The sequence below is a fragment of the Methanocaldococcus infernus ME genome (assembly GCF_000092305.1).
Taxonomy (GTDB): domain Archaea; phylum AGJL01; class Methanococci; order Methanococcales; family Methanocaldococcaceae; genus Methanocaldococcus; species Methanocaldococcus infernus.
The window spans coordinates 996,435-1,020,639 of sequence record NC_014122.1 but is presented as its reverse complement, the minus strand read 5'-3'; the positions used below and the strand labels follow the sequence as shown (position 1 = coordinate 1,020,639).

The window sequence follows — 24,205 nt, the reverse complement described above, 5'->3', positions numbered from 1 at the left end:
GCTATTCCCTCTTTTTTATTTTTACAGCAGTTCCATAGGCATAGTAAGTTAATTCCCTATCAAGAATTTCATTGAATATCTTCACTCCCACAATTGCATCAGCTTTTAAAGTTTCTCCAATCTCTTTTAACTCTTTTAAAGCATCTTCAGGATCATCTCCACAGCCTATAATAATGTCAAGATATTCAACAATTTCATAGCCTTCTAAGGTTTCAGTTGTTGTTATAATCATAAAAGATAACCAAAAAATTTTTTAGAGGTTTGTAGCATCAATCTTTATAGGCTTCCAGTTGTTAGCATATTCCTCAGTAACAACATAGTTTTCAAAGTTTATTGTATAGTATCTCTTAAACATCTCTTCTACATCCTTGAGAACTTCATTCATCAATGATTCATCAACTTGCACATCTAAGTAGAATGTTCTATAGAATTTCTCCTTAACTATCTCTCCATCCTTGACAATAACTTCTCCATCTTTTAAGACATACTTAGCATATCTAAATGCCTTCTCTATCTTCTTTCCATCCTTCTCCTCTGGATCTATTTCATATATGGCTATGTCAGCATTGGCTCCAACTCCTAAGTGTCCCATACTTTCAGATAAACCAAGAGCAATAGCTTGGTTAGCTCTTGTTACCTTTGCCACTTCATACATATCATATTCCTTATCAGCATCTGGAAGGGCTGTTCTCTCCCTTGCCCACTTATGAACTTTGTTATATAGCCAATCCTCTCTATACTTCTTACTTAATAGCCAAGCTAATATTCTTGGATATCTTGTAAATGGTCCAGCATTTGGGTGATCAGTTGTTAAGATCACTTTATCAGTGTCAGTGTAGAGTAAGAACTCTAAACCTATAGCCCACTGGACAGAATGAACTGGGTTCTTTCTTGAGTAGATGAATGGAACTACTCCTGAACCAGTTTCTAACTCAACATCACAGTTAGCCCACTTGAACTTAGTCATCATATATAGATCATATTCCATTGGTCCATCAGCTGTCATGGTTGTAGTTTCATCTAAAGTAACTTGCCCAACATCAATGGTTACATGCTTTGACTTATTTACATAGTCAATAATTTCTAATGCCTTACTTTCAAAGTCTTTCCATGATGTTCCTCCATAGGCATGGAATTGAATATGAGTATTATGGTAAGAGCTCCATCTCTCTCCAATTTTTGGTTTAGCCTTTACATCCTCTAATAACTTCATAGTTTCTATAGTAACCTCATAATTTCCAGGATGTCCTAAATCATTTGGGTGGACATGGATAGAATGAGGTAATCCTAAAAGTTCATTAACCATTCCTAAACCCTTGACTATCTCCTTAGGGGTTATATCAAATCCTGGAACTGGATCATCTAAGCTATGAACATTTGTTCCCCAACCCCATGCCTCAGTTCCTCCTGGGTTAACTATCTTTATCCCATAACCTTTTGTAGCCTTTAACATCCAAGCTACATAAGCAGCTAAAGCTTTATAGTCTTTCTCCATTATGTACTTAAAGACAATCCAGTTATTTCCAAACAATGGGAGGGCTGCAACATCAATCTGTGGAGTGAATAAAAATTCTTCATGAACATGCCTTGCTTTTAATGGTGGCATAGCTGCCTCTAAGGCAAAGGTGTAGCCAAGCTCACAGTATTGGTAACCAGTTTTAAAGGTTGATGGAATAGAGAAACCTGTTCCACATCTAAGCCCTTTTTTAGCATAGATCTCCTTAATACTATCCTCAGGCCTCATCATTCTTCCAATATTAACCTTTGGCCCAGCTAAGTGAGAGTGTATCTCTATCCCTCCAGCCATAACTACACAGTTGGATGCATCAATAACCTTTGCATCCTCTGAAACCTTTTCAACTATCTTTCCATCTTTAACACAAATGTCCATCTTTTCTCCATTGACCCCATTGATTGGGTCATAGACAATTCCATTTTTTATAATATATTCCATGTTTTCACCTCTTTCCTTGCCCCTTTTGTTAGGTAGTATCTTTTCATTAACCTCTTCATGTCAAGAACTTCCTCATTGGTTTTTTCAATGGTTACATATAGATCAGGAAATCCTTTCAAGTCTGGCATTCCTGTTGAATGGGTTTCAGGGGAAACTAAGAGGTTTGCCCATGGTCCCATTGGGACATAAACATAACCTTCAGGATTCCTTTCTATAGCTTTTTTAGCTTTAAGAACAACCTCTCCCCAATCAGATTTAACTTTAACATTATCTCCTTCTTTAATTCCCAATTTTTCCATATCTTCCTCATTGATATAAACAACAGCAGCAGCTTTTACATAGAGATCTAAGTCTTTCCCAGCTTCTATAGCTTGCCCTTGCCAGATGGTTCTACCTGTGTTTAATCTAAATCTCATAATTTACCACCTAACCACTAACTTTATAGCATCTACTGGACAAGCCTCAACACAGGCTCCACAGCCCCCACAGAGTTCAGGTTTAACAAGCTCTACAGTTCCATTTTCAACTCTAATAACTACATCTTCACTTTTTGATCCCTTTCCTCCCCAAGTGTTTGGATCCTGAGCATTAACTGGGCAGGCAACTACACAGTTTCCACAGCCATGACATCTTTCTTTGAAAATAACTAAATCATAGCCCTTCATTTAGTTCACCTTTAATAACTTATTAAATGCATTCCTCCAAGCCTTTGAAATTGGTTCTCTTTCAAAATTAATCTTAGTTCTCTCAACCTTTATAGCATTGACAGGACAAGCCTTAGCACAGGCTCCACAGAGAACACAGAGGTTTTGATTGACAACTAACTTAGTAACCTTCTCACCCTTCTTCTTAGCCTCTGGGAATTCTAAGGCTGAGCATGGGCAAATATAGACACAGGCTTCACAGGCATTACACTTTTCAGTGTCAATCTTAACCTCTCCTTCAAATGGCTTCTCAACCTTTATAGCATTGACAGGACAGATATGTGAGCACCACCCACATGTGACACAGAGCTCTTTATCAACAATGGTCTCTCCTTTAATATCTTCATATAACTTAGCATGAGGAATTCTCTTATGAAGAGGACACTTGTAACAGATAGCTTCTATAGCATCATGAGGACAGACATATTCACAAACCCTACAATAGACACATCTCTCTGTATCAACTCTAATATCAACAACTGGCTTAGGATTTGTTGGAGTTGGGATAACTCTCTCTAAAATTATAGCATCAGCTGGACAGTAGTCAGCACAGATTCCACAGTAAACACACTTCTCTTTATTTATGTTGATTTCTCCAACCACAAACTTACTCCTTTCAGTTAATTCTCTATGAACCCTTATAGCCTCTTTTGGACAGACAACTTCACACTGCTCACAGAGAACACAGGTTTCTTGGCTAACCTCTATATCTCTCTTTATCTTTGGATATCTCTCAATATCTTTACTATTCACTCCATTGATATACAAGTTAAGAGCATCAAATGGACATGCTGAAGCACAGAGACCACATAAAATACACTTATTTTCATCAATATTTAGTTTAAAAGTATCTATTATCCCCTTAGCTATTGCTCCTAAGGGTCCTAAAACTATGGCTTGAGCAGGGCACACATCATAACAGATGCCACAACCAACACACTTATTATTATTCCAAATTAGCTCTCTTTTTTCTTTTCCTTCCCTTGAAATTTCAAAACCTTCATCAAAAACAGATTTTTCAGCTTTTATCATTACTATCCCTCTTAAGTGTTAGTGCCTTTGTTGGACATATAAATGTGCATTCTCCACACAAGTAACATTTTTCAAAATTTATATTTAAAGTTTCTCCTTCTAATGTGAGTGCCTCACACACAAGGCAGGAGCCACAGAATAGGCACTTATCCCTATCCCATACAAGCTTAGGGTTATATAGCTCTTTAACCAATTCCTTAGCTAACTCTTTATCATTGGCTATTGAATGTATCAACTTGGAGCCACAGCTTGGTGGCAACTCCTCAATAATTTTTACAAACTCTATAACTTTTTTCTTAGGAAATCTTCCATGTAGATAGTGGGAAACCATACTCCTATCAACCTTTATCTTCTTAGCAATCTCCCTCTGTAAATAGCCCTTCTCTTTTAACTTCTTAGCAACTATTGCCTTAATTCCAGATAAGATATGCTCTGGCATGGTCTCACCAAAAAATTTAATATATAGTACTAAGTTATTTAATTACTATTAAATAAAGTTAAGAGGTGTTAATTTGGATCCTAAGTTAAAATATTTTAAAACCTTCTTAGTGGCAAGTGAAACAAAGAGCTTTTCAAAGGCAGCTAAGATCTTAGGAATAACACAGGGAACTGTAAGTAATCACATAGCTACCTTAGAGAAGTATTTTGATGCCCAACTCTTTGTTAGAACTCCTGAAGGAGTAGAGCTAACTCCAGAGGGGAAGATACTTTATGAGAAGGCTAAAGCTATATTGGATATGGTTGAAGAGGCTAAAATTTTAATGAAGTCTCTAAGTGAAGTGCCAGAAGGTACTATAAGGCTTTATGCTTCAACCATTCCAGGAGAATATATCTTACCCTCAATTATAAAGGAGTTTAAAGAGAAGTATCCAAGTGTAGATTTTGATGTAAACATTCTTGACACTGAAAGATGCTATAAAGCTCTTGAAGAAGGGTTAGCTGATGTTATATCAGTTGGATACTTGAAAAGTAAAGATTATGATTACATAATTATTGGGAAGGATAGGTTAGTCCTTATAGTTCCTCCAAACCACCCATTTGCAAAAAGGAAGAGTGTTAAATTTGAAGAAATATTAAATGAAGACTATATAGATAGAGAGGAAGGCTCAGGAACTAAGAAAACTATTGAAGAGGCTCTAAACAAGAAAGGGTATTCAATGATGGATTTAAATGTCACCATGAGATTAGGAAGCACTTCATCAGTTATTACAGCTGTCTCTGAAGGTTATGGGATAAGTATCATTTCAGAGATCCCTGCTAAGAAGGCTGAGAGTGCTGGTTTAGTTAGAATTGTTCCTATAGAAGATTTAGATATAACAAGATACTTATACTTAATAAAGAGTAGAAGGCCAAAAAATCCAAGTGCTGTTAAAACCTTCTGGGAATTCCTGAAAAAAATTTAAATTTTGTGAGAGCTTGAAAGTAGCTATAATAACTGATGGAGTCTATGGAGAGAATGCATATAAAACCATAAGTAAGAGGTTTCCAACAGACTTAATAAGGGTTTCCTACTCAGGAGAGCTTGATGATCTAAAGGTTAGCTTTGATAAGCCTCTTAATCATGACTTATATATCCTTTACATAAGAGACCCAGATGCTACCTTAGAAGTGATAAAAAAGATTAGAGAGAAAGGGGAAGAGCCAATAATCTTAGGCATAAGCTTTGGTAAGGGATTGGCTAAAAAATTTAAAAATGTTTATGCTCCAGAGTTATTATGCTCAGATCTGCCAATAGAGCCCTTTAATAAATACTTTGGAACTCCAAAGGTTAAGCTTTACATAAAGAATAACAAAATTTATAAATATGAAATTTTAAAAGAAACCCCTTGTGGCTCAGTTGAGAAAGTTCTGGAAGAGTTTAAAGGAAAAGAATTTAATGACAAAACTTTAAAAGATATGGGTTTAAGGATTCAGCACTTCTGTAAAGCTGGAAAGTTAAGACTTTTTAAAGAAAAGACTTGTAAGAAGGTTAAGGTTGGAGAAAACTTAGTTAAGAATATTGAAGTCTATTTTATGTCCAAATAAGTATAGAAGGGCTGTTCCTGAGACACTTTTGCTCTTTGAAGAATAACTCTTCCCAGCTATTTTTATCTTGTCAATCTCTTCATTAATACTAACCTTAAATTTTTCATTCTCAAACTCTTCAAACACAGCATCTTTAAGAGGATTAAATTTTTTTAACTCTTTGTAGGTTAGCTCTTTTACTATTAACCCTGTGTAACCATGAAGAGAGTTTATAACCCTTAATAACCTTATATCATCTTCCATAACCTTCTCATCTATCTCAATGTTGAGAGCTTTTTTTATAATATTATATACTCTCTCTTTATCCTCCCTCCTCTCTAAAACTTTCTTCCAATTCCTCTCATTCTTCAGCTCTTTTACACTAATTTTATACTTCCTTAAAATATTTATTAACCTTCTCCTCCAGGCAGAGTTTAGGTTAGATAAATTTAAATTTCTCCCAAGGATGTAGTTTAGAATAACCCTTCTCTCATTCTTACTATACTTCTCTATCTTCTTTTTAACCTCTATATCTTTTGGCTTTATATAGATGTGATAACCCCTATTCCCACTAAAAGCTATCTTTATGTCTTCTTCACTCAAACCAAAGTCTTCAAATAAAAACTCTTCAATTAAGTAAATAGCTTGCCTTTTAGCTGAGTCTAAGCAATACTTACAGATCCAATCATCTCTATGCTCGCACTTCTCTGTTTTATGGGCATCTATGTCAAAAGCTAACTCTCTCCCATAGATTCCCTTATTCTTAGCTCCAGAGTTTTTAGGATACTTCATATATGCCAAAGATTTATAGAGATGGTAAGGAGTATATCTTAAAACCCAAGACTTATACTCCTTTTCAGAAGAGAAGGATAGATTCCTATTATCTACTTTATTCTCATAGCCATAGGCAAATTCCCTATCCCTTAACCTCTCTGGAACCTCTAAAAGGTTATTTTTTATTGAGTATTGATAGTATTTTTTATAAAGCTCTTTTATGATTCTCATCATAGTTCCCTTCCCAATGCCTTAGCCACTGTTTGGACATCCTTATCTCCTCTACCTGAAAGGTTGATAACTAAGATATCATCTTTATCTAAGCTCTCAGCCAACTTTACAGCATAGGCAATGGCATGAGAACTTTCTAAAGCTGGAAGTATTCCCTCTAATCTGCATAACAATTGGAAAGCTTCTAATGCCTCTTCATCAGTAACATAGACAGGCTTTATTCTACCTTCATCCTTTAAGAAAGAAAGTTCTGGCCCAACTCCAGGGTAGTCTAAACCTGCAGAGATACTATAGCTCTCTTTTATTTGTCCATACTCATCTTCTATCACATAAATCTTAGAGCCATGTAAAACTCCAACCTCTCCAGCACAGAGAGAGGCTCCATGTCTCTTATTTATTCCCTCTCCTCCAGCTTCAACAGCATAGAGTTCAACATCATCATCTAAGAATTCATAAAAACAGCCTATGGCATTACTACCTCCACCAACACAGGCAACTATTGCATTAGGAAGCCTTCCCTCTCTCTTTAATATCTGTTCCTTCAGCTCCTTTCCTATAACTCTCTGAAATTCCCTAACCATCATAGGATAAGGATGTGGCCCAAGAGCTGAGCCTAATAGATAGTAGGTTGTCCTAACATTTGTAGTCCAATCCCTTAAAGCTTCATTTACAGCATCTTTTAAAGTTTGAGAGCCACCATAAACAGGAATAACCTTAGCTCCCATCAGTTCCATTCTAAAAACATTCAATTTTTGCCTCTCCACATCCTTAGCTCCCATGTAAATCTCACACTTCAGCCCAAGTTTTGCACAGGCTGCAGCTGTAGCTACTCCATGCTGTCCAGCTCCAGTTTCAGCTATAACTCTCTTTTTACCCATCTTCTTAGCTAATAAAGCCTGTCCCAAGGCATTGTTTATTTTATGTGCTCCTAAGTGGGCTAAATCTTCCCTCTTTAAATAAACTTTACATCCAAGCTCCTTAGAGAGGTTTTCAGCATAATATAGAGGAGTAGGCCTTCCTACATATTCCTTAAGTAAGCTGTAAAATTCTTCTCTAAAGTTACCCTCATTCTTTATCCAAAATTTATTAAAGGCTTTTTCAAGCTCTTCTATAGCTGGCATTAAAGTTTCAGGAACAAACTTTCCTCCATATATCCCAAATTTCCCATTTTCATCTGGATATCTGTCTTTATACATGGCTTATTAACCTCCAATTGCTTTTATTAAAGTTAAAAACAATAACATTATTATATAAGTTTGGATATTACATATGTAAAGTAACAGAGAATGGGGGACATCTGAATGTTAGAGAAAATATTGGTGGAAATTAATAAAACAGAAGGAGTTAAAGGGAGTATGATAGTTGGTAAAGATGGTTTATTAATTGCTTCCCAACTTCCGAGTGATGTTGATGCTGAACTTGTTGGAGCTATGCTCTCTGCTGCCTATGGAGCTGCTGAGAAGGCTTGTGAAGAGATAAAATTAGGAAAGATAAAGCAGGCCATGATAGAAGGAGAGTTTGGTAAGGCTTTAATGATAGATATAGGAGATTATATATTAGTGGTTTTAACAGAGGATAAGATTAACTTAGGTTTAATTAGGTTGATTATGAAGAAAGCTATTGATAAGATTAAAGCAATGATTTAATAATATTTGTTATCTCTTTAGTTATCTCTTTAACAACTTTATTGTTTAGCTCTCTATAGTCTATCTTTTTGGTCTCAAAGACAACTCCTTTAACATCTATCCTATTGTAATTTGGGCAGATGGTTGTTAAAGATTTTCTTTTAGTTAGCTTTATAGCACTATTTATTTTTTTAGCTAACTCCTTAGGCTTATCATGCTTTATAAATAAACTTATCCCTTCTCTATCTTTAAAGAAAGAGCTTTCAATATTCTTTTTCATCTTATAGTTAGCTTTAACATAAGCTCTATAACATCTCTTAGCATTCATAAGCTCCTCTATTAGCAAGCCAAAATAGTTTTTAGTTTTGAAACTTTTAACTATGTCATCAACCTTTATACTCAACTCTTCAGAGATTCCAATAAAGCCACCATAGCCACAGTTTAAAATCTTTGGCTCTCCTGTTGAGCCAACTATAATATCTCCATAGCCACAGTCCCCACCAATAGCTCCAGAAAGGTCTTCAATTAAAAAAATATTCTTCTCTTCACATTCCTTCTTTATCCTTTTCATATCTTGCTTAGCTAAATAGCCTGAAAGAGTTGTTAAATATAAATACTTTCCTTTAACCTCTCTAACCAACCCATGCTCAGTTTTTAAGAATTCAAAATTTTTATTTAAGATTTTACAAAAATCTACAAATTTTTTCCAACCTCCAACATCTGGGACTGTGAAGTTATTAAATAAGCTTACAATTAAGAATATAGCTGAATTTCCAGAAGGGAGGAAGTAAATTTTATAGTCATTATTTAGAAGATCATTTATCATCTCCTTAGCCACTTCTTCCTCTCCCTCTAACTCAACATTTGGAACCTTTCTATATCTTAGTCTAAGCAAAATCATCACCTTGTGATAGCTATGCTTCTAAAGGTTCCTCAGTGGCATTCCTCTTTATTAACTGACTATGAGAGGTTAGCTATATTTAAATTAGCCATAGAGAAGTATGCTAAGGGAATAGTTTATGACCTTGGCACAGGCTCAGGAATCTTAGCCATGATAGCTGCTAAGAAGGCTGAGAAGGTTTATGCCCTTGAGTTAGACAGCTTCACCTATGAGTATGCAAAGGAGAACATTGAGAGAAATGGCTTTAAAAATATTCTCTTGTATGAGGCTGATGCTGAATTCTTTGACTATAAAGAGAAGGCTGACTTAATAATAGCCGAACTTTTAGACACAGCTTTAATAACTGAGCCTCAGGTTAGAGTTCTAAATACAATAAATAAGAAGAAAGTTTTAAAAGAAGATGGAAAAATTATTCCTGAAAAGGCTATTTCAACTGTTCAGTTGGTTAATAGCTCTTTAAGTTATATACACTATGATGAAGAAGATAAAGAAAAAGAGCTTTCCAATGAGATTATTTATGAGGAAGTTAATTTTTATAAAGTGAATCCTCTAAAGGTTAGCTATAAATTTAAGCTTTCAGGAGAGTATGGAGAAAACTTAGGGCTAAAGTTAAGGACTTACACTATTTTAAGTGAAGAATTTGTCTCTGGCCCTTTAAGGATGTTAAACCCTCCTCTTGTTATTCCTCTAAATGTTGATGGTAGTGATGTTAAAGTTAAGCTAAGCTATAAAAGAGGAGGAGATCTTGACAGCATAAAAGTTAAAGTCTTCTAACTAAAATAGCATTTTTTGGGCATCTTCCAGCACAGATTTTACAGTTGTGGCAGTCTTCTGTATTATAAGCTATATATTTCCCATCCTTATCCTTTTTCCAAATTTTTGGACCTTTTGGACAAGCCTCTAAGCAGATGCCACAGCCCACACACTTGTTTTTATTAACAATAATCTCAACAGCCATAATTTCACTAAATATTTAGTTTTATAGATTTAATAATTATAAAGAAAAAAGAGGTTAAGAATTTACTTGAAGTATCTGTCTAACAATCCTTTTAATATTCTTGCATGTCTTGCCTCATCTCTACTTGACTCATCAAAGTAGTCATGAGCTGGATCAATATCTAACTCCTTAGCCTTCTTAGCAGCTTCTTTTTTCTCCTTGTTAGCTTTGCACTCTCCTTCTAACATCATTTCTAAGTTCTCTTTTAAGTTTTCTGAGATAACTCCATTCATCTCTGCAAAGTGTGCAGCATGCTCAGCTTCTTCCATAGCTATCTTTATTAAAGCCTGAGCAACTTCTGGTAATCCTTCTCTCTCAGCTAATCTTGCCATAGCTAAGTACATTCCAACCTCTTTACATTCTCCTTCAAAGTTTGCTTGAACAATTTTCTCTAACTCAGTTCCTTTTGTAACTCCTATTTTGTGTTCATTTATTAATTCCATCGCTCTCACCTCTTTGTATTTTCTCTGATTATTATGATTTATGAAGGGATTAATAATGCTATCGGTGCGAATTTCGTTAAAATTTTGAGGAAAATAGTAAAATATAGGACAAATATCATATCAAAGTTTATTTAAATCTTTTAAAGTAAAATTTTATATCCTTTAAAAGAGAATTTTAGAACCTAAAAGCTTAGGAGGGAGAAAATGCCTACTGTTAATGTGAAAAAGTATGATTTGGAGAGATTGGTTAATATGCCCTTGGAAGATGAATTTATAGAAAAAACTTTCCCTATGATGGGGATTGAAGTTGAAAATATCTATGAGGAAGAGGGAGAAAAGATAATTCAATTTTCAGTTAATCCCAACAGGCCAGACTATTTAAGCTCTGAGGGATTAGCAAGAGGATTTAGAGGGTTTATAGGGATTGAGAAGGGCTTACCAAAATATGAGGTTGAAGATTCAGATGTAAAGTTATATTCAACAAACAAGTCAAGACCTTACATAGCCTTAGCTGTTGTTAAGGGAATTATAATTGATGACTATGTCTTAGAGAATTTAATAAACTTCCAGGAAAAGCTCCACTGGGTCATGGGAAGGGATAGGAAAAAAGTGGCTATAGGGATCCATGACTTTGATAAGGTTAAGCCTCCCTTCTACTATAGGGATGTGAAAGGAGATGAAGTTAAATTTATCCCTCTAAACTCTGATGAGGAGATGACACCTAAGGAAATTTTGGAGAAGCATGAGAAGGGGATTAAGTATAGACACTTAATAAAAGATAGTTTCCCTTTGTTAGAAGATAGTGAAGGAAACATTTTGTCCATGCCTCCAATCATAAACTCTAACTTAACCAAGGTTACAACAGAAACAAGAAATTTACTGATAGATGTGACAGGAACTGATAAATGGGCAGTGGAGAAGACATTGAATATAATAGTGACAGCCTTGGCTGAAAGAAAGTATGCTAAAATCCATAGTGTTGAAGTGATCTATGAAAATGAAAAAATTAAATATCCAAATTTAAAGGAGGAAGTTGTTGAAGTCTCTCCTGACTATATAAATAAAATTTTAGGGACTAATTTAACTCCTGGAGCTATTCTTAACTACCTAAGAAAGGCAAGAATGGATGCCCAATTTATAGAGAATAAATTTAAAGTCTTTGTTCCTCCTTATAGGGTTGATATATTTGGAGAGATAGATATAGCTGAGGAAGTAGCTATTTGCTATGGCTATGATAAATTTAAAGGCTTATATCCTGAGATAGCCACCATTGGCTCTCTCCATCCATTAGAAAAAAGATGTGACTTTATTAGAGATATAATGATTGGCTTAGGCTTCTATGAGGTTATAAATTTAATGCTCTCAAATGAAGAGGTTCTATTTAAAAATATGAGGTTAGATATTAAAGACTATATAGAGGTTTTAAAGCCAGCCTCTATAGAGCATAAAATTGTTAGACCCTTCTTACTACCAATTATTATGGAAACAGTAAGAATAAATCAACATAAGGAGTTACCAATAAAGATATTTGAAATTGGAGAGTGTATAAATATTAAAGATAATAAGATTGTTGAAACTAAAAATATAGCTGGAGCTATTGTAAGCAATGAAACAAACTTCAATGAAATTAAGAGTTATGTTGAAGCTCTTCTAAGGGAGTTGAAGCTAACTTATAAGATAGAGGAATATGAGCATCCTTCCTTTATTAAGGGAAGGTGTGCAAAAATCTTAGTTGATAATGAAGAGATAGGCTACTTTGGAGAGATACACCCAGAGGTTTTAGAGAACTTTGAAATAGAGTTTCCAGTAACAGCCTTTGAAGTGATTTTAAAATGATTGAGGAAATTATAGAGAAGATAAAGAAAATGAGAAATGGAGAAGGAGAGTTCAAGGTTTTGAAAGAGCATATTATGAATTTAGATGAAGTTCAATACAACATAATCTTAGAAAGATTAAAGATTGAGGATGAGATAGTTAAGAAGTACAAGCCAAAGGTTAGGCCAGCCCTTGATCCCTATGTTTCAGGGGAGTTGGGAATATATAGAAGGTTGGATGACCATGAGATAGGGAAATTTTTAAACTATCCTGAGTGCTGTATAAAGTCTTTCACTGAAGAGGTTAGGGTTTCAATAGATAGAGAGCATTTAAAAGAGGCTGAGGAGATTAATAAAAGAGTAGTAGTAACTTCAGGCTTCATTCCTTGCTCTTTGAAGTGTAGAGAGGCTATAAAAAGAGGGTTGTTAGGACATCTAAATGAGAAAGAATTAGAGGTTATTAAGAAAGTTAATGAGGAACTTAAAAAAAGGCTTGGTTCCTTTAATATCTTCTATGAAGATTTCTATGACTTCATCAAATAAATTTTTTTGGTGAATTATATATGTTAAAAGTAGAGAATTTAAAAGTTAAAAGAGGAAATAAAGAGATTTTAAAGGGGATTAATTTAGAGGTTAAGAAAAATGAGATACATACTATTATTGGCCCTAATGGAGCTGGAAAATCTACTTTGGCTTACACATTAATGGGAGTTTCTGGTTATAAGCCAAGTGGTGGAAAGATAATATTTAAGGGAGAGGATATAACCAATAAGTCTATAACTGAAAGAGCCAGGTTAGGTTTAACCTTGGCTTGGCAAGAACCTGCAAGGTTTGAAGGAATTAAAGTTAGAGATTATTTAAAGATAGGAATGAATAAAAAATATGCTGGTAGAGAAGAGGAAAAAATCAGAGAGGCTTTAGAGTTAGTTGGCTTAAACCCTGAAAGATATTTAGATAGATATGTAGATGAATCCCTAAGTGGTGGAGAGAGAAAGAGGATAGAATTAGCTTCCATCATCTGTATAGAGCCAGACTTAGCCATCTTGGATGAGCCTGACAGTGGAATAGACATGGTTTCTATAGATGAGATTGGAAAAGTATTTAAATATTTAAAAAATAAGGGTTGTTCTCTCTTAGTTATCACTCATAGGGAAGAGTTAAGTAAGTATGGTGATAGAGCCTCTCTAATCTGTGGAGGAGAGGTTATTAAGACAGGAAAGCCTGATGAAGTAGCCAACTTCTACAAAAGAAGATGTGGAAAATGTAAGGTGAGTGCATGAGTGTTAAACAAGAACTCTTAGAGGCTATAGAGTTTATTAAATATACAGCTGAGAAGCCAGAGGAAATTATTCATGGGAAGGGTCCAAGAATAATAGTGAGAGAAGGAAAAATATTGGATGTTAAGGATGATGAAGGAATAGTTATAGAGGGAAGTGACAAGGAAGGGAAGATAAGGGCTAAGATTGTTGTTAAAGAGGGATACAAGTTTAAGTATCCTATCCATGTCTGTATGGGAATTACTCAAGATAATGTTTGCCAAGAAATAGATGTTGAAATTATCTTAGAGGATAATTCTGAGATAACTTTATTATCTCACTGCTCTTTCCCTAAGGGGAAGGATTTAAAGCATATCATGGATGGAAGGATAAAGATAGGGAAGAATGCTAAGTTTGTTTATAAAGAGATTCACTACCATGGAGAGGAAGGGAAGATTTTGGTTAAGCCAACTGTGAAGGTTGAAATTGATAAGGGAGGAATTTACATTTCAGAGTTTAACCTAACTCATGGTAGAATTGGAACATTAGAAATTTACCAAGAGATAGAGGCTAAGGAAGATAGTATTATAGATATTTTAACAAAAACCTATGCAATAAAGGATGATAAGGTTAAGATAGATGAGATAGTTAAGTTAAATGGAGAAAATGCTAAAGCCATGATAAGAAGTAGAGGGGCTGGAAAAGATAATAGTAAGATAATCTTAAAGTTTAAGATAGAAGGGAATGCTCCACACTGTAAGGGGCATATAGATTGTGCTGAAGTCATTAAAGGAAATGCTGAAGTTGAATCTATCCCTATAGTCTTAGTTAGAGATGAAACTGCAAGAATCACCCATGAAGCAGCTATAGGAAGTGTTGACAGAAAACAGTTAGAAACCTTAATGGCTAAGGGATTGGATGAAGAGGAAGCTACTGAAATCATCATAAAGGGAATGATTGGTGAGTAAATGCTCTTAATAAAAAATGTATTTTTTAATGGAAAGAGGAGAGATATTTTAATTGAAGATAATAAGATTGTGAAGATTGGAGAGGTTAAGAGAGAGGAAGAGATGGAAGTAATAGATGGAAGTAAAAAAATAGCTATTCCTGGGTTAATAAATACTCACACCCACATCCCTATGACTCTCTTCAGAGGAGTTGCTGATGATCTTCCACTGATGGAGTGGCTTAATAACTATATATGGCCTATGGAGGCTAAGTTAAATGAGGAAATAGTTTATTATGGAACCCTGTTAGGATGTATTGAGATGATAAAAACAGGGACTACAACTTTTAATGACATGTATTTCTACTTAGAGGGAATAGCTAAAGCTGTAGAGGAAAGTGGGTTAAGAGCTTTCTTAGCCTATGGGATGATTGATCTCTTTGATGAGGAGAGAAGAGAGAAGGAACTAAAAAATGCTGAGAAATATATAGAATATTTAAATAAATTAGGATGTGAGAGGATAAAGCCAGCCTTAGGGCCACATGCTCCTTACACATGTTCAAAAGAGCTTTTAGCTGAAGTTAATAAGTTAGCTAAAAAATATAGTGTTCCTATACATATTCACATGAATGAAACCCTTGAGGAGATAAAGAGAGTTAAAGAGCTAACAGGAATGAAACCTTTTGAATATCTTAACTCTTTCAAATTCTTTGATGGTGTTAAGGTTATAGCTGCTCACTGTGTTCATCTTAGTGATGAGGAAATAAAGATTATTAAAGAAAAGAGAGTTAATGTTTCTCACAACCCAATAAGTAATTTAAAATTAGCCTCAGGAGTGGCCCCAATTCCAAAGTTATTAAAAGAGGGAATAAATATTACCTTAGGAACTGATGGCTGTGGAAGTAATAATAATTTAAATCTATTTGAAGAGATAAAGGTTTGTGCCATCTTACATAAGGGAGTTAATTTAGATCCAACACTTATTAAAGCTGATGAAGCCTTTAACTTTGCTACCATTAATGGAGCTAAAGCTTTAGATATAAATGCTGGCAAGCTTGAAGAAGGAGCCTTAGCAGACATAGTTTTAATTAATAAAGATAATCCTACACTCCAACCACTTGAAAATATTAGCTCTCATTTGGTCTATTCCTTTAATGGCTTTGTAGATGATGTTATTATTGATGGAAATGTAGTTATGAGAGATGGGAAAATATTAACTATAGATGAGGAAAAGGTTTATGAGGAAGCTGAAAAAGCTTACTATAGGTTAAAGGAATAGCTTAATCAAGTATAGTTTATTTTTTATCTTAAAATTCTTGAATAATAAAGAGCTTTCTCCCAAAATTAAAACTTCTTTTCCTTCAACTTTTAAGATAAGTCTTTTATTTTCTCTTTTAAATTGCTCCCCAATATCATTTAATTTTTTGATAAGGCTTTTAAAAGAGTTGAAAATTGATTTCTCCTTTTTTCTCTTGCTAAAGATTTTTAATAACATCTTAACTCTCTCTATATCCTTTATATTAATCTCTACTTTCTCTTTTTCTACTTTAATATAGAGAAAATTGCTAACTTCAATAGTTAAGTTCCCTTTATTAATCAAATTTTGAAAAGAGAAAAGAATTTTAAGGATCATTCTTTCTTCTCTCTCCTTATTGGAATTATCTTTAAGCTAATGTCTCCATTTAAGCTTAAGTTGTTAAAGCTTAACTTAACCTCACTCCCAGTTCCTTCTAAAGCATCTATAATTTTTTCCAAGTCTATATGAACCTCTGGCAATCTCTTCTTAAGCTCATCCAATAATTTTAATGCCTCCTCAACCTTTTCCTTTGAAACCACTCCACCTTTAAAGCTTGATAGCAGAGAGCTTAACTTCTCTATTTTTTCAACTATTTCTGCTGGAATCTCTATCTTTATCTCTTTCTTCTCACTCATAGTTATCCCTCATAAAAACTTTTGATTTTTATTATTAGGGTTTATTTTATATAAGCTTTTATAAATCCGTTAATTTAGTTTATTTATTATAAACCTACATAACTACCTACATAAATAACAATAAAAACAGTTACAAAGTTGATTACAAAAAAAAGATTTATTATAAAAGCGTAACATAATATAATCGAAGTTTGGTTTAGGGGTTTGATGTATAGGGGAACTAATGAATCTTCTTTAAATTCAAAATTTTTTAATCAGAGGGTGATAACAAATGAAACTCTTAGCGTTCTTAAAAGGTAAGAAAGGGGCTATGGGTATAGGAACATTGATAGTCTTCATAGCAATGGTTTTAGTCGCGGCAGTAGCTGCAGCAGTTTTAATTAACACAAGTGGATTCTTACAGCAAAAGGCAATGGCTACTGGGAAGGAGAGTACTGAGCAGGTTGCAAGTGGGTTAATGTGTATAGGAGTTACTGGACATTATGATGGTACAAGTGGAATTGATAGAATAGCAATCTTTATAACACCAAACGCTGGAAGTGCTCCAATTGACTTAAAACAGTGTAAAGTATTATTAACCTATGATGGAAATACAGTAGTTTTAAATTACTCAGGTTATACTAGTGCTACTGCAGGTGCAAGTAATATATTTGATAGTGCTACTATTACCGCTTGGAGTAATGCAGATGCAACTTCATTCGTTGTAGGAAAGATACAGGATGCCGATGGATCTTTAGATAATGGTCAAGTAATTAACAAAGGAGACATAGCAGTATTATTAATTGACGTAAGTCAAGTATTTGGTGAATCAATTCCTGATAGAAAAGAAGTTTCTGGACAAGTTCAGCCAGAATTTGGAGCTCCAGCAGTTATACAGTTCACAACTCCAGCAGCATTCACTTCTGATATAGTTGAATTACAATAAAAAAATATTTAACTAAAACCTTATAGGGTGATAACAAATGAAACTCTTAGCGTTCTTAAAAGGTAAGAAAGGGGCTATGGGTATAGGAACATTGATAGTCTTCATAGCAATGGTTTTAGTCGCGGCAGTAGCTGCAGCAGTTTTAATTAACACAAGTGGATTCTTACAGCAAAAGGCAATGGCTACTGGGAAGGAGAGTACTGAGCAGGTTGCAAGTGGGTTACAAACTTTAAGAGTTATTGGAATACACAACAATACATCTATAAATTATCTTGGAATTTATATAACACCAAACGCTGGAAGTGCTCCAATTGACTTAAATCAGACTAAAATATTAATTAGTGACGGTTCAAGAAAGGCAGTATTACAGTATAAATCCACCGCATTTACAGACCTAAGCACTGGAGGTAAGGTTTCAAATATTTCTAAGGATGCATGGAATCTTAGTGGAGGAGAATTTGGAATAATTGTTGTTCAAGATGCTGATAATTCCTGTACAAGTAATACTCCAGTTATCAATAAAGGAGATATTGTCGTATTAACCATAAATGCTACAGCTAATCAATTTAATTTACCACCTAGAACAACTGTCACTGGATCAGTTGTTCCAGAATTTGGAGCTCCAGCAGTTATACAGTTCACAACTCCAGCTACCTATTTAGGAGATCAGTCTGTAGTAACCCTACAATAAACTTTTTAACTTTTTAAAACTGATTTTTTTAAGATTAAACTTATGAGGTGGCGAGATTATGAAATTTTTTAGCTCCAAAAAAGGAGCTATTGGAATTGGAACGTTGATTATATTCATTGCTTTAGTATTAGTTGCTGCTATAGCTGCAGCTGTTATTATAAATACTGCAGCTAACTTACAACAAAAAGCTGCAAGAGTCGGACAAGAAAGTACTAAACAAGTGGCAAGTGGGATTCAAGTAGTAAAAGTTGTCGGTTATGCCCCAAATAACAATGAAATAACTAAATTACTTATATTTGTATCTCCAAATATTGGAGATGAAATTGATTTATCATCTACTATTGTTACATTATCAAATGGAGAGAAGAAGTGTTCTTTAGTTTATGATAGTGCTGCTTATGTAAATGATCCTGCAATTCAAGGAACAGAAGATTTATTTAATGGTGATAATGTACAAACTGCTTGGACATATTCAGGTGGAGACAGATTTGGTGTTATAATATTGCAAGATGCTGATGGGTCATGTAATGACTCAGCTCATCCAACTATAAACTTTGGAGATAAAGTAGCTCTAACAGTTGATCTTAATGCAATAGGGATGCCAATAAAACCAAGAGATTTAATTGAAGGAGAAGTTATTCCAGAATATGGATCTCCAGGAATTATAGAGTTCTATGCTCCATCAACATTTAATAGAAGAGTTATTGAGTTGCAATAAACTTTTTAACCTTTTTAAAGGTGAAACATTATGAACATAAAAGACCTTATTGAAAAAATTAAATCTAAACTTTCACAATTAAAAATAAAAAAAAAGACCAGCCCCCCGAGGAAGAGTCTCCTCCATTAGAGGAGGAGATACTTGAAGATCTTGAGGAGGAAAGTGGAAGATTAGATGAGATTGAGAGAACTGTTAGGGAATTAATGGAAACTACTGAAAATTTAATGGCTAAGGTTGGGGATATAGAAACAAGAATTCCAAGGCTTGAGTCTTCATTAAACAACCTAAGAAAAGAAAATGAAATGCTAAGAATTGAGCTTAATAAAATAAATGAAAATCTCCAAGATATAATGGCCTTGTATGAAGTAGTTTCTAATCAAATAAACCCATTTATTGGGGTCTCTAAGATTACTGCTACAAGTTTAGAGAAATTAGAAAGGCTTGAAACTGAGTATAAAAGACTTAAAAAAACTGTGGAGGAGTTGACAAATGACTTAATAATCTTAGGATCTCTCTATCTAAATCAGTTAAATGTTGATCTTGAGAAGATTATTGAAGAGGTGTTAGAAGAAGAGATAATAAAGCTTGTAACTGAGGAGGATAAACATGATTCAAAAGGCAATAAGTGAAGCTTCATCATTGGAAATTCTTCCTGATGAGGAAGTTTTAACTGATGATGAAATAGAAGAATATTTAGAAAATCTTAAATCTAAATTACCTTCTTTTGTGATCATCTTATTAAAAAATAATTTAAAAGGTAGAAGGATAACTAAGAGGCAATTGGATAGGATTGTTGAGAGAATATCTGAAGTATTATCCAAGAGTAAGACAAGTAGAGATGAAATAGAAGAAATGAATAAAAAATTGCAATCTTTAGAGCAGAAGTTAGATACTATAATGAAATTAACCACTGTTGTAGCTTCCTCAAAGATTTCTGAAGAGATTGAAAAAAGTGAAATAGAGGAAAAGAAAGAAGAGAAAGAAGAAGAAATAAAAGTTGAAGAAGTTAAAGAAGAAAAACCCATAGAAGAACAAGAAATTAAAATAGAAGAGGAAGAAATAGAGCCTGAAGAAATTGAGTTAGAAGAGGAAGAAGAAATAAAAGTTGAAGAAGAAAAAGAGGAGATTCCTAAAGAAATTCCTGATGTAGAGGGGATTGAAGAGGTGGAAGAAATGTTAGGTGAGGAACAGGGTTATAGATTAAATGACATTCCAGAAGATCCTATATCAACAGCATTAGCTTTTAAGTGGTTACAGTTCTTAGTTAGTAAGGTTGGAACTTCAAATTTGCCTGATGTCTTAGACTATTACAATAAAATAGGTTGGATATCTAATAAAGTAGTATTAAAGTTATTAAGATACTCTAAAAATATGAGATTTTTTGGTGGAGAGGAAGAGAATGTTAAGGTTAATGACAAGTTAACACCAAGTGACCATATAATGTCTTTCTTATATATTGAAAAATTAGCTGGAAGACCATTAGATCCAGATATGTTAGAAATGTTAGAAATTGAAATTAGAAGATTTAAAAAATGGGCTGAAGAATTAAGATCAATTTAAACTTAGTCCAAATACTTAAGGGGGTGTTAAAATATGGATCCAGCAACAGCTTCAGCAATATTAGAAATACACAAGCCAAGTAAGTTAGAAAAAATTCCTGATGATCCTATCTCAATAATCATGACATTTAAATGGATAGAATATTTATGTGAAAAAGTAGGTGTTGAAGGAGTTACTGAAGTTTTAGAATTCTACTATATGCTTGGCTGGATTGGAGATAAGGCCTTAACTCAACTCCTAAAAATATTAAAAGGAATTAGAGTAGACAATGAGAATGTTATAGATTCATCAGGAAAATTGGATGTTGCTGATCATATAATTTCACTATTGTTCATAGAAAGGATACAAGGTAAGCAAATATCAACTGAATTTATGGATAAGATAGAGTGGGAGTTAAGGAAAATCAAGAGGGGGGCTGAACAATTTTATGGGATTTAGCAGTGTTGCAGGAACTGTAATTATGGTTATTTCTTTATTGATAGTTGGAGCTTATCTATACACAACTATAGATAGTAGTTACTCAATTCTATATAAAAACTATGAAGCTTATCAGAAACACTTGGAAAATAAAATTAATGAGAAGTTGGTTATTACTAAAGTGTCCAGCTCTGCAACTCAAACAAACATTACAATTTACAATAATGGCTCTGTGGTTGTTGAGCCACACAAATTTACAGTTCTATTTGATGGAACTATTGTTCCTCCTCAGAATATATCCTATAGTCCAGATGTTCCCTACTTATTACCCTTAGAGAGCATAACTTTAATAGTTAATTGGACACAGCCTACAAGGATCTGTATAGTATCTAACTATGGAAATAAGTATTTTGCTACTACATAGCTTGGTGAAAATGTGGCATCAAGTGCCCTTTCTGAGATTATATTGTTTGTAACTGTCCTAATAATAGCTGCATTTGTTGCTGGAGTTTTACTGACTTCATCTTACAAAATATCTATAGGAATTGGAGAAAAAACAGATGTACTGTCAGAAAAGCTTTCCCAAGATTTTGAGATAGTTAATGACCCTTCAAACATTCCAAGAGATTCTAATTTAGGGATAACAACTTTATACATAAAAAACACAGGGAATACTCAACTACCAATAACAAAGAATAGTTACACAGTAATAATAGATGGTTTAGTTGTACCTATAGAAAATGTTGATAATTATAACAATCCAGGATCCAATGTTCTATATCCTGGAGATGTGGGAATTATAAATGTTTCATATAATAACTCTGGCTATCATAAAATAAAAGTTGTTCTATATAGTGGATTATCCCGTGAAATTATAGGATATATTCCATAATAACGATATTTAAGGGGATTTTTATGGAATTAGCAAAAATTGAATTAGCAAGAGATGATTTTGATAAAAGAATTGGTGGTGGTATACCATATGGTAGCTTAATAGTTATTGAAGGAGAGGAAAGTACAGGGAAGTCTGTACTATGTCAAAGATTAACTTATGGATTTTTACAAAATAGACATTCAGTTACTTATGTGTCTACCCAGATGACAACCTTGGAATTTATAAAGCAGATGAACTCCTTAGACTATGTTATAAATAAAAAACTCTTATCTGGGGCTCTCTTATATATTCCTGTCTATCCTTTAATAGCAGATAATAAAAAGAAAGATGGATTTTTAAAAAAGGTTATGGAAACAAGAGCTTTTTATGAGAAAGATGTTATTATTTTTGATTCTCTCTCCTCACTAATTGCAAATGATGCCAGTGAAGTTAGTGTAAATGACTTAATGGCTTTTTTTAAGAGAATAACAGCTTTAAAGAAAATTATAATTTGCACAATAAACCCAAAAGAATTATCAGAAGAAGTTTTAACAATTATAAGAAGTTCTGCTACTATGCTAATTAAAACTGAATTGTTTGTTTTTGCTGGAAATATTAAGAATGTAGCTAAGATACTTAAATATAATATGGCTCCTGGAACTTATCAGAAGAATATAGTCTTTAGAGTAGAACCTAAGATAGGTTTAGCTGTAGAAATAGCCTCTGTTGCATAAATTTTTGAGGGAGACTTATGGGTGAAGCTGAACTTAGAGAAGCAATGTCAAGAAATCCACATTTACAGAAATATATTGAAAATTTTAAAAGAATCTACATGAGAGTTCCTGACTTTTTAATTTCATTGTCAAGGGAATTAAAAGAATTAAAATATCCAAATATAATATATCCAATTGGAGATCCTATTTTTATCCATATTTTTGGAACTCCTGAAACAAGGACTAAATATATTGTTATTGAGCCAAGATTAGAGACTCCTGAAGAAAAATTAAAGTATAAATTAATTTTAGACAAAATTTTAGAGATAGCTCCTTATGAAAAAACTCCTGAGAGTATAGAGGAGTTTGAAGAAGTCTTAGTTAAGCTTTTTGATAAATGTACTAAAGTAGTTGAAAAACCTGGAGAAAAAAAAGGATTTTTGGATAAGATAATAAAGAAGGTTGATGATAGAATTGAAATTACAAAAGAAGAGAGGGATAAATATATCTATTTGTTAAAAAGGGATTTAATAGGCTTAGGGAACCTTGAGCCTATATCAAGAGATCCATACTTAGAAGATATCCATGTTATTGGAGCCTATAATACCCATGTAGTTCATAAGATCTTTGGAATGCTTCCAACAAACATAACATGGGAGGATGATGTTGAGCTTGCCAACTATTTAAAGAATATTGGGGAGAGAATAGGAAGGCCAGTATCTGATGCCAACCCAATAGTTGATGGAGCACTTCCTGATGGTTCAAGGATTAACATTATTTACTCAACTGATGTCTCTTTAAAAGGGCCATCTTTTACAATTAGGAAATTTACAGATGTACCAATTAGTATAACCCAACTAATTAGTTGGGGAACAATGTCCTCAGAGATTGCTGCTTACCTCTGGCTTTGCTTAGAGTATGGGATGTCTATCTTTATCTGTGGAGAAACAGCTTCTGGAAAAACTACTACTTTAAATGCTATCCTTCCATTCATTAAGCCAGATTCTAAGATCTTCTCATGTGAAGATACTCCTGAAGTTAAGCCTCCACACCCAGTATGGCAGCAGCTAATTACAAGAGAGAGAGGGCCAGAAGAGAGTAGAGTTACACTCTTTGATTTACTAAGGGCTGCTTTAAGATCAAGGCCCAACTATATTATAGTTGGAGAAATTAGGAGTGTTGAAGCCGCTGTAGCTTTCCAAGCTATGCAAACTGGACACCCTGTTCTTTCTACATTCCACGCAGCTAATGTTAGAAAGATGATTCAAAGATTAAGTGGAGATCCTATTAATGTTCCTCTCACCTTCATGGATAACCTTAATGTTGCCCTTTTCCAGCTGGCTGTTTATCAGAGAGGGAAAGTATTGAGAAGAGTGGTTACTATAGAAGAGATAGAGGGTTACTACAAAGAGGTAGATGGGGTTATAACAAGAGGAGTTTTCCAATGGGAGCCTGATAAAGATAGGCATGTATTTACAGGGAGAAATAATAGTTATGTACTTGAAGAAAAAATAGCTAAAGCTGCTGGTTTTGAAGATACAAGAGAAATTTACAATGAGTTAGAGTTAAGGGCTAAAATCTTGGATGAGATGATAGCAAGGGAAATTTTTGACTACTATCAAGTTAAAGACATTATATGGTCATTCTATGAGAAAGGATTAGAAGGGCTACCTTTCACTATCTGAGGTGGTTTT

At 33.9% G+C, this 24,205-nt stretch carries 32 protein-coding genes; 19 read left to right on the top strand and 13 right to left on the bottom strand.

Going from position 1 to position 24,205, the window contains the following annotated elements; translation table 11 throughout:
- Position 1: 1 nt before the first annotated feature.
- Genes METIN_RS05655 through METIN_RS05630 form a run of 6 tightly spaced genes read right to left on the bottom strand, consistent with a single transcriptional unit; the run spans position 2 to position 4,129 of the window.
- Positions 2–232, bottom strand: coding sequence for a heavy metal-binding domain-containing protein (locus METIN_RS05655; RefSeq protein ID WP_013100532.1), 231 nt, complete (start codon positions 230–232; stop codon positions 2–4).
- Between the two features lie 21 nt (positions 233–253).
- Complete coding sequence (gene fwdA / locus METIN_RS05650; protein ID WP_013100531.1) at positions 254–1,954, bottom strand: tungsten-dependent formylmethanofuran dehydrogenase subunit FwdA; 1,701 nt, start codon at positions 1,952–1,954, stop codon at positions 254–256.
- Positions 1,939–2,370 (bottom strand): tungsten-dependent formylmethanofuran dehydrogenase subunit FwdD, encoded by a 432-nt coding sequence (gene fwdD, locus METIN_RS05645; protein ID WP_013100530.1) that lies wholly within the window; start codon positions 2,368–2,370, stop codon positions 1,939–1,941. Before fwdD ends, fwdA begins: the two co-directional genes overlap by 16 nt.
- Before the next feature lie 3 nt (positions 2,371–2,373).
- Positions 2,374–2,619 (bottom strand): 4Fe-4S binding protein, encoded by a 246-nt coding sequence (locus tag METIN_RS05640; protein ID WP_013100529.1) that lies wholly within the window; start codon positions 2,617–2,619, stop codon positions 2,374–2,376.
- Positions 2,620–3,690: a tungsten-dependent formylmethanofuran dehydrogenase subunit FwdF gene (gene fwdF, locus METIN_RS05635; RefSeq protein ID WP_013100528.1), complete on the bottom strand. Its 1,071-nt coding sequence runs from the start codon at positions 3,688–3,690 to the stop codon at positions 2,620–2,622. It lies immediately after the preceding gene.
- Positions 3,677–4,129: a 4Fe-4S binding protein gene (locus tag METIN_RS05630; RefSeq protein WP_013100527.1), complete on the bottom strand. Its 453-nt coding sequence runs from the start codon at positions 4,127–4,129 to the stop codon at positions 3,677–3,679. The genes fwdF and METIN_RS05630 overlap by 14 nt, the downstream gene beginning before the upstream one ends.
- Before the next feature lie 73 nt (positions 4,130–4,202).
- Between METIN_RS05630 and METIN_RS05625 the strand changes: the two genes are divergently transcribed.
- Both METIN_RS05625 and METIN_RS05620 read left to right on the top strand, forming a co-directional pair.
- Positions 4,203–5,093 (top strand): selenium metabolism-associated LysR family transcriptional regulator, encoded by an 891-nt coding sequence (locus METIN_RS05625; protein ID WP_013100526.1) that lies wholly within the window; start codon positions 4,203–4,205, stop codon positions 5,091–5,093.
- Positions 5,094–5,106: 13 nt separating this feature from the next.
- The gene (locus METIN_RS05620; RefSeq protein WP_013100525.1) at positions 5,107–5,715 is read left to right on the top strand and encodes a DUF166 family protein; all 609 of its coding nucleotides are present in this window, start codon (positions 5,107–5,109) and stop codon (positions 5,713–5,715) included.
- On the opposite strand, the gene priS is transcribed toward METIN_RS05620, so the two are convergent.
- Both priS and trpB read right to left on the bottom strand, forming a co-directional pair.
- Complete coding sequence (gene priS, locus METIN_RS05615; RefSeq protein ID WP_013100524.1) at positions 5,677–6,699, bottom strand: DNA primase catalytic subunit PriS; 1,023 nt, start codon at positions 6,697–6,699, stop codon at positions 5,677–5,679. The genes METIN_RS05620 and priS overlap by 39 nt on opposite strands.
- Positions 6,699–7,895, bottom strand: coding sequence for a tryptophan synthase subunit beta (gene trpB, locus METIN_RS05610; RefSeq protein ID WP_013100523.1), 1,197 nt, complete (start codon positions 7,893–7,895; stop codon positions 6,699–6,701). The genes priS and trpB overlap by 1 nt, the downstream gene beginning before the upstream one ends.
- Positions 7,896–8,000: 105 nt before the next feature.
- Here trpB and METIN_RS05605 point away from each other — a divergent pair, with 105 nt between their 5' ends.
- Positions 8,001–8,345 (top strand): roadblock/LC7 domain-containing protein, encoded by a 345-nt coding sequence (locus METIN_RS05605; RefSeq protein ID WP_013100522.1) that lies wholly within the window; start codon positions 8,001–8,003, stop codon positions 8,343–8,345.
- Here METIN_RS05605 and METIN_RS05600 read toward each other — a convergent pair.
- Complete coding sequence (locus METIN_RS05600; RefSeq protein ID WP_048203418.1) at positions 8,329–9,225, bottom strand: hypothetical protein; 897 nt, start codon at positions 9,223–9,225, stop codon at positions 8,329–8,331. The two genes, METIN_RS05605 and METIN_RS05600, sit on opposite strands and share 17 nt — an antisense overlap.
- A 9-nt stretch (positions 9,226–9,234) precedes the next feature.
- On the opposite strand from METIN_RS05600, the gene METIN_RS05595 reads away from it, so the two are divergent.
- The gene (locus METIN_RS05595; RefSeq protein ID WP_048203582.1) at positions 9,235–9,999 is read left to right on the top strand and encodes a 50S ribosomal protein L11 methyltransferase; all 765 of its coding nucleotides are present in this window, start codon (positions 9,235–9,237) and stop codon (positions 9,997–9,999) included.
- Here METIN_RS05595 and METIN_RS05590 read toward each other — a convergent pair.
- Positions 9,986–10,183: a 4Fe-4S binding protein gene (locus METIN_RS05590; protein ID WP_013100519.1), complete on the bottom strand. Its 198-nt coding sequence runs from the start codon at positions 10,181–10,183 to the stop codon at positions 9,986–9,988. The two genes, METIN_RS05595 and METIN_RS05590, sit on opposite strands and share 14 nt — an antisense overlap.
- Positions 10,184–10,245: 62 nt before the next feature.
- Complete coding sequence (locus tag METIN_RS05585; protein ID WP_013100518.1) at positions 10,246–10,665, bottom strand: ferritin-like domain-containing protein; 420 nt, start codon at positions 10,663–10,665, stop codon at positions 10,246–10,248.
- Between the two features lie 204 nt (positions 10,666–10,869).
- Between METIN_RS05585 and pheT the strand changes: the two genes are divergently transcribed.
- The 5 genes from pheT to dadD are packed head-to-tail and all read left to right on the top strand — an operon-like array spanning position 10,870 to position 15,960.
- Positions 10,870–12,501 carry a phenylalanine--tRNA ligase subunit beta gene (gene pheT, locus METIN_RS05580; RefSeq protein ID WP_013100517.1) on the top strand — a complete coding sequence of 544 codons (1,632 nt, stop codon included), beginning with the start codon at positions 10,870–10,872 and terminating at the stop codon, positions 12,499–12,501.
- Entirely contained in the window at positions 12,498–13,022 is a 525-nt protein-coding gene (locus METIN_RS05575; protein ID WP_013100516.1) for a DUF483 domain-containing protein, read from the top strand. Before pheT ends, METIN_RS05575 begins: the two co-directional genes overlap by 4 nt.
- A gap of 20 nt (positions 13,023–13,042) precedes the next feature.
- Positions 13,043–13,759 (top strand): ABC transporter ATP-binding protein, encoded by a 717-nt coding sequence (locus METIN_RS05570; protein WP_013100515.1) that lies wholly within the window; start codon positions 13,043–13,045, stop codon positions 13,757–13,759.
- The gene (locus METIN_RS05565) at positions 13,756–14,703 is read left to right on the top strand and encodes a SufB/SufD family protein (protein ID WP_013100514.1); all 948 of its coding nucleotides are present in this window, start codon (positions 13,756–13,758) and stop codon (positions 14,701–14,703) included. The genes METIN_RS05570 and METIN_RS05565 overlap by 4 nt, the downstream gene beginning before the upstream one ends.
- A complete protein-coding gene (gene dadD, locus METIN_RS05560) occupies positions 14,704–15,960 on the top strand; it encodes a multifunctional 5'-deoxyadenosine/S-adenosyl-L-homocysteine/5'-methylthioadenosine deaminase (protein ID WP_013100513.1) in 1,257 nt (418 codons plus the stop codon).
- Here dadD and METIN_RS05555 read toward each other — a convergent pair.
- Positions 15,949–16,314: a hypothetical protein gene (locus METIN_RS05555; RefSeq protein WP_013100512.1), complete on the bottom strand. Its 366-nt coding sequence runs from the start codon at positions 16,312–16,314 to the stop codon at positions 15,949–15,951. The genes dadD and METIN_RS05555 overlap by 12 nt on opposite strands.
- Positions 16,311–16,613, bottom strand: a complete 303-nt coding sequence (locus METIN_RS05550) for a hypothetical protein (protein ID WP_013100511.1) — start codon at positions 16,611–16,613, stop codon at positions 16,311–16,313. The genes METIN_RS05555 and METIN_RS05550 overlap by 4 nt, the downstream gene beginning before the upstream one ends.
- 271 nt (positions 16,614–16,884) lie before the next feature.
- Here METIN_RS05550 and METIN_RS05545 point away from each other — a divergent pair, with 271 nt between their 5' ends.
- The 10 genes from METIN_RS05545 to METIN_RS05500 all read left to right on the top strand — a co-directional run bounded on the left by METIN_RS05545 (position 16,885) and on the right by METIN_RS05500 (position 24,196).
- The gene (locus METIN_RS05545) at positions 16,885–17,538 is read left to right on the top strand and encodes a flagellin (protein WP_013100510.1); all 654 of its coding nucleotides are present in this window, start codon (positions 16,885–16,887) and stop codon (positions 17,536–17,538) included.
- 37 nt (positions 17,539–17,575) lie between these two features.
- Positions 17,576–18,229: a flagellin gene (locus tag METIN_RS05540; protein WP_013100509.1), complete on the top strand. Its 654-nt coding sequence runs from the start codon at positions 17,576–17,578 to the stop codon at positions 18,227–18,229.
- Between the two features lie 58 nt (positions 18,230–18,287).
- Positions 18,288–18,947, top strand: coding sequence for a flagellin (locus METIN_RS05535; protein ID WP_013100508.1), 660 nt, complete (start codon positions 18,288–18,290; stop codon positions 18,945–18,947).
- 203 nt (positions 18,948–19,150) lie between these two features.
- Positions 19,151–19,576, top strand: coding sequence for a flagella accessory protein C (locus METIN_RS05530; RefSeq protein WP_048203414.1), 426 nt, complete (start codon positions 19,151–19,153; stop codon positions 19,574–19,576).
- Positions 19,554–20,507 carry a FlaD/FlaE family flagellar protein gene (locus METIN_RS05525; RefSeq protein WP_013100507.1) on the top strand — a complete coding sequence of 318 codons (954 nt, stop codon included), beginning with the start codon at positions 19,554–19,556 and terminating at the stop codon, positions 20,505–20,507. The genes METIN_RS05530 and METIN_RS05525 overlap by 23 nt, the downstream gene beginning before the upstream one ends.
- Before the next feature lie 33 nt (positions 20,508–20,540).
- On the top strand, positions 20,541–20,945 hold the full coding sequence (locus METIN_RS05520) for a FlaD/FlaE family flagellar protein (protein ID WP_013100506.1): 405 nt from the start codon (positions 20,541–20,543) through the stop codon (positions 20,943–20,945).
- A complete protein-coding gene (locus tag METIN_RS05515) occupies positions 20,935–21,348 on the top strand; it encodes a flagellar protein F (protein ID WP_013100505.1) in 414 nt (137 codons plus the stop codon). The genes METIN_RS05520 and METIN_RS05515 overlap by 11 nt, the downstream gene beginning before the upstream one ends.
- Positions 21,349–21,360: 12 nt before the next feature.
- The gene (locus METIN_RS05510; RefSeq protein WP_013100504.1) at positions 21,361–21,816 is read left to right on the top strand and encodes a flagellar protein G; all 456 of its coding nucleotides are present in this window, start codon (positions 21,361–21,363) and stop codon (positions 21,814–21,816) included.
- Between the two features lie 23 nt (positions 21,817–21,839).
- Positions 21,840–22,532: an ATPase domain-containing protein gene (locus METIN_RS05505; RefSeq protein ID WP_013100503.1), complete on the top strand. Its 693-nt coding sequence runs from the start codon at positions 21,840–21,842 to the stop codon at positions 22,530–22,532.
- A gap of 17 nt (positions 22,533–22,549) precedes the next feature.
- A complete protein-coding gene (locus tag METIN_RS05500) occupies positions 22,550–24,196 on the top strand; it encodes a type II/IV secretion system ATPase subunit (RefSeq protein ID WP_013100502.1) in 1,647 nt (548 codons plus the stop codon).
- Positions 24,197–24,205 lie beyond the last annotated feature (9 nt).

Coding starts and splice junctions, on each gene's coding strand:
- METIN_RS05500 (WP_013100502.1), top strand. CDS start 22,550: ATGGGTGAAGCTGAACTTAGAGAAGCAATGTCAAGAAATCCACATTTA.
- METIN_RS05545 (WP_013100510.1), top strand. CDS start 16,885: ATGAAACTCTTAGCGTTCTTAAAAGGTAAGAAAGGGGCTATGGGTATA.
- METIN_RS05570 (WP_013100515.1), top strand. CDS start 13,043: ATGTTAAAAGTAGAGAATTTAAAAGTTAAAAGAGGAAATAAAGAGATT.
- METIN_RS05535 (WP_013100508.1), top strand. CDS start 18,288: ATGAAATTTTTTAGCTCCAAAAAAGGAGCTATTGGAATTGGAACGTTG.
- METIN_RS05550 (WP_013100511.1), bottom strand. CDS start 16,613: ATGAGTGAGAAGAAAGAGATAAAGATAGAGATTCCAGCAGAAATAGTT.
- METIN_RS05590 (WP_013100519.1), bottom strand. CDS start 10,183: ATGGCTGTTGAGATTATTGTTAATAAAAACAAGTGTGTGGGCTGTGGC.
- fwdD (WP_013100530.1), bottom strand. CDS start 2,370: ATGAGATTTAGATTAAACACAGGTAGAACCATCTGGCAAGGGCAAGCT.
- METIN_RS05555 (WP_013100512.1), bottom strand. CDS start 16,314: ATGATCCTTAAAATTCTTTTCTCTTTTCAAAATTTGATTAATAAAGGG.
- METIN_RS05655 (WP_013100532.1), bottom strand. CDS start 232: ATGATTATAACAACAACTGAAACCTTAGAAGGCTATGAAATTGTTGAA.
- METIN_RS05515 (WP_013100505.1), top strand. CDS start 20,935: ATGGGATTTAGCAGTGTTGCAGGAACTGTAATTATGGTTATTTCTTTA.
- METIN_RS05605 (WP_013100522.1), top strand. CDS start 8,001: ATGTTAGAGAAAATATTGGTGGAAATTAATAAAACAGAAGGAGTTAAA.
- METIN_RS05505 (WP_013100503.1), top strand. CDS start 21,840: ATGGAATTAGCAAAAATTGAATTAGCAAGAGATGATTTTGATAAAAGA.
- pheT (WP_013100517.1), top strand. CDS start 10,870: ATGCCTACTGTTAATGTGAAAAAGTATGATTTGGAGAGATTGGTTAAT.
- METIN_RS05575 (WP_013100516.1), top strand. CDS start 12,498: ATGATTGAGGAAATTATAGAGAAGATAAAGAAAATGAGAAATGGAGAA.
- METIN_RS05600 (WP_048203418.1), bottom strand. CDS start 9,225: ATGATTTTGCTTAGACTAAGATATAGAAAGGTTCCAAATGTTGAGTTA.
- METIN_RS05565 (WP_013100514.1), top strand. CDS start 13,756: ATGAGTGTTAAACAAGAACTCTTAGAGGCTATAGAGTTTATTAAATAT.
- fwdF (WP_013100528.1), bottom strand. CDS start 3,690: ATGATAAAAGCTGAAAAATCTGTTTTTGATGAAGGTTTTGAAATTTCA.
- METIN_RS05540 (WP_013100509.1), top strand. CDS start 17,576: ATGAAACTCTTAGCGTTCTTAAAAGGTAAGAAAGGGGCTATGGGTATA.
- METIN_RS05585 (WP_013100518.1), bottom strand. CDS start 10,665: ATGGAATTAATAAATGAACACAAAATAGGAGTTACAAAAGGAACTGAG.
- trpB (WP_013100523.1), bottom strand. CDS start 7,895: ATGTATAAAGACAGATATCCAGATGAAAATGGGAAATTTGGGATATAT.
- METIN_RS05640 (WP_013100529.1), bottom strand. CDS start 2,619: ATGAAGGGCTATGATTTAGTTATTTTCAAAGAAAGATGTCATGGCTGT.
- METIN_RS05630 (WP_013100527.1), bottom strand. CDS start 4,129: ATGCCAGAGCATATCTTATCTGGAATTAAGGCAATAGTTGCTAAGAAG.
- METIN_RS05530 (WP_048203414.1), top strand. CDS start 19,151: ATGGAAACTACTGAAAATTTAATGGCTAAGGTTGGGGATATAGAAACA.
- dadD (WP_013100513.1), top strand. CDS start 14,704: ATGCTCTTAATAAAAAATGTATTTTTTAATGGAAAGAGGAGAGATATT.
- fwdA (WP_013100531.1), bottom strand. CDS start 1,954: ATGGAATATATTATAAAAAATGGAATTGTCTATGACCCAATCAATGGG.
- priS (WP_013100524.1), bottom strand. CDS start 6,699: ATGAGAATCATAAAAGAGCTTTATAAAAAATACTATCAATACTCAATA.
- METIN_RS05525 (WP_013100507.1), top strand. CDS start 19,554: ATGATTCAAAAGGCAATAAGTGAAGCTTCATCATTGGAAATTCTTCCT.
- METIN_RS05520 (WP_013100506.1), top strand. CDS start 20,541: ATGGATCCAGCAACAGCTTCAGCAATATTAGAAATACACAAGCCAAGT.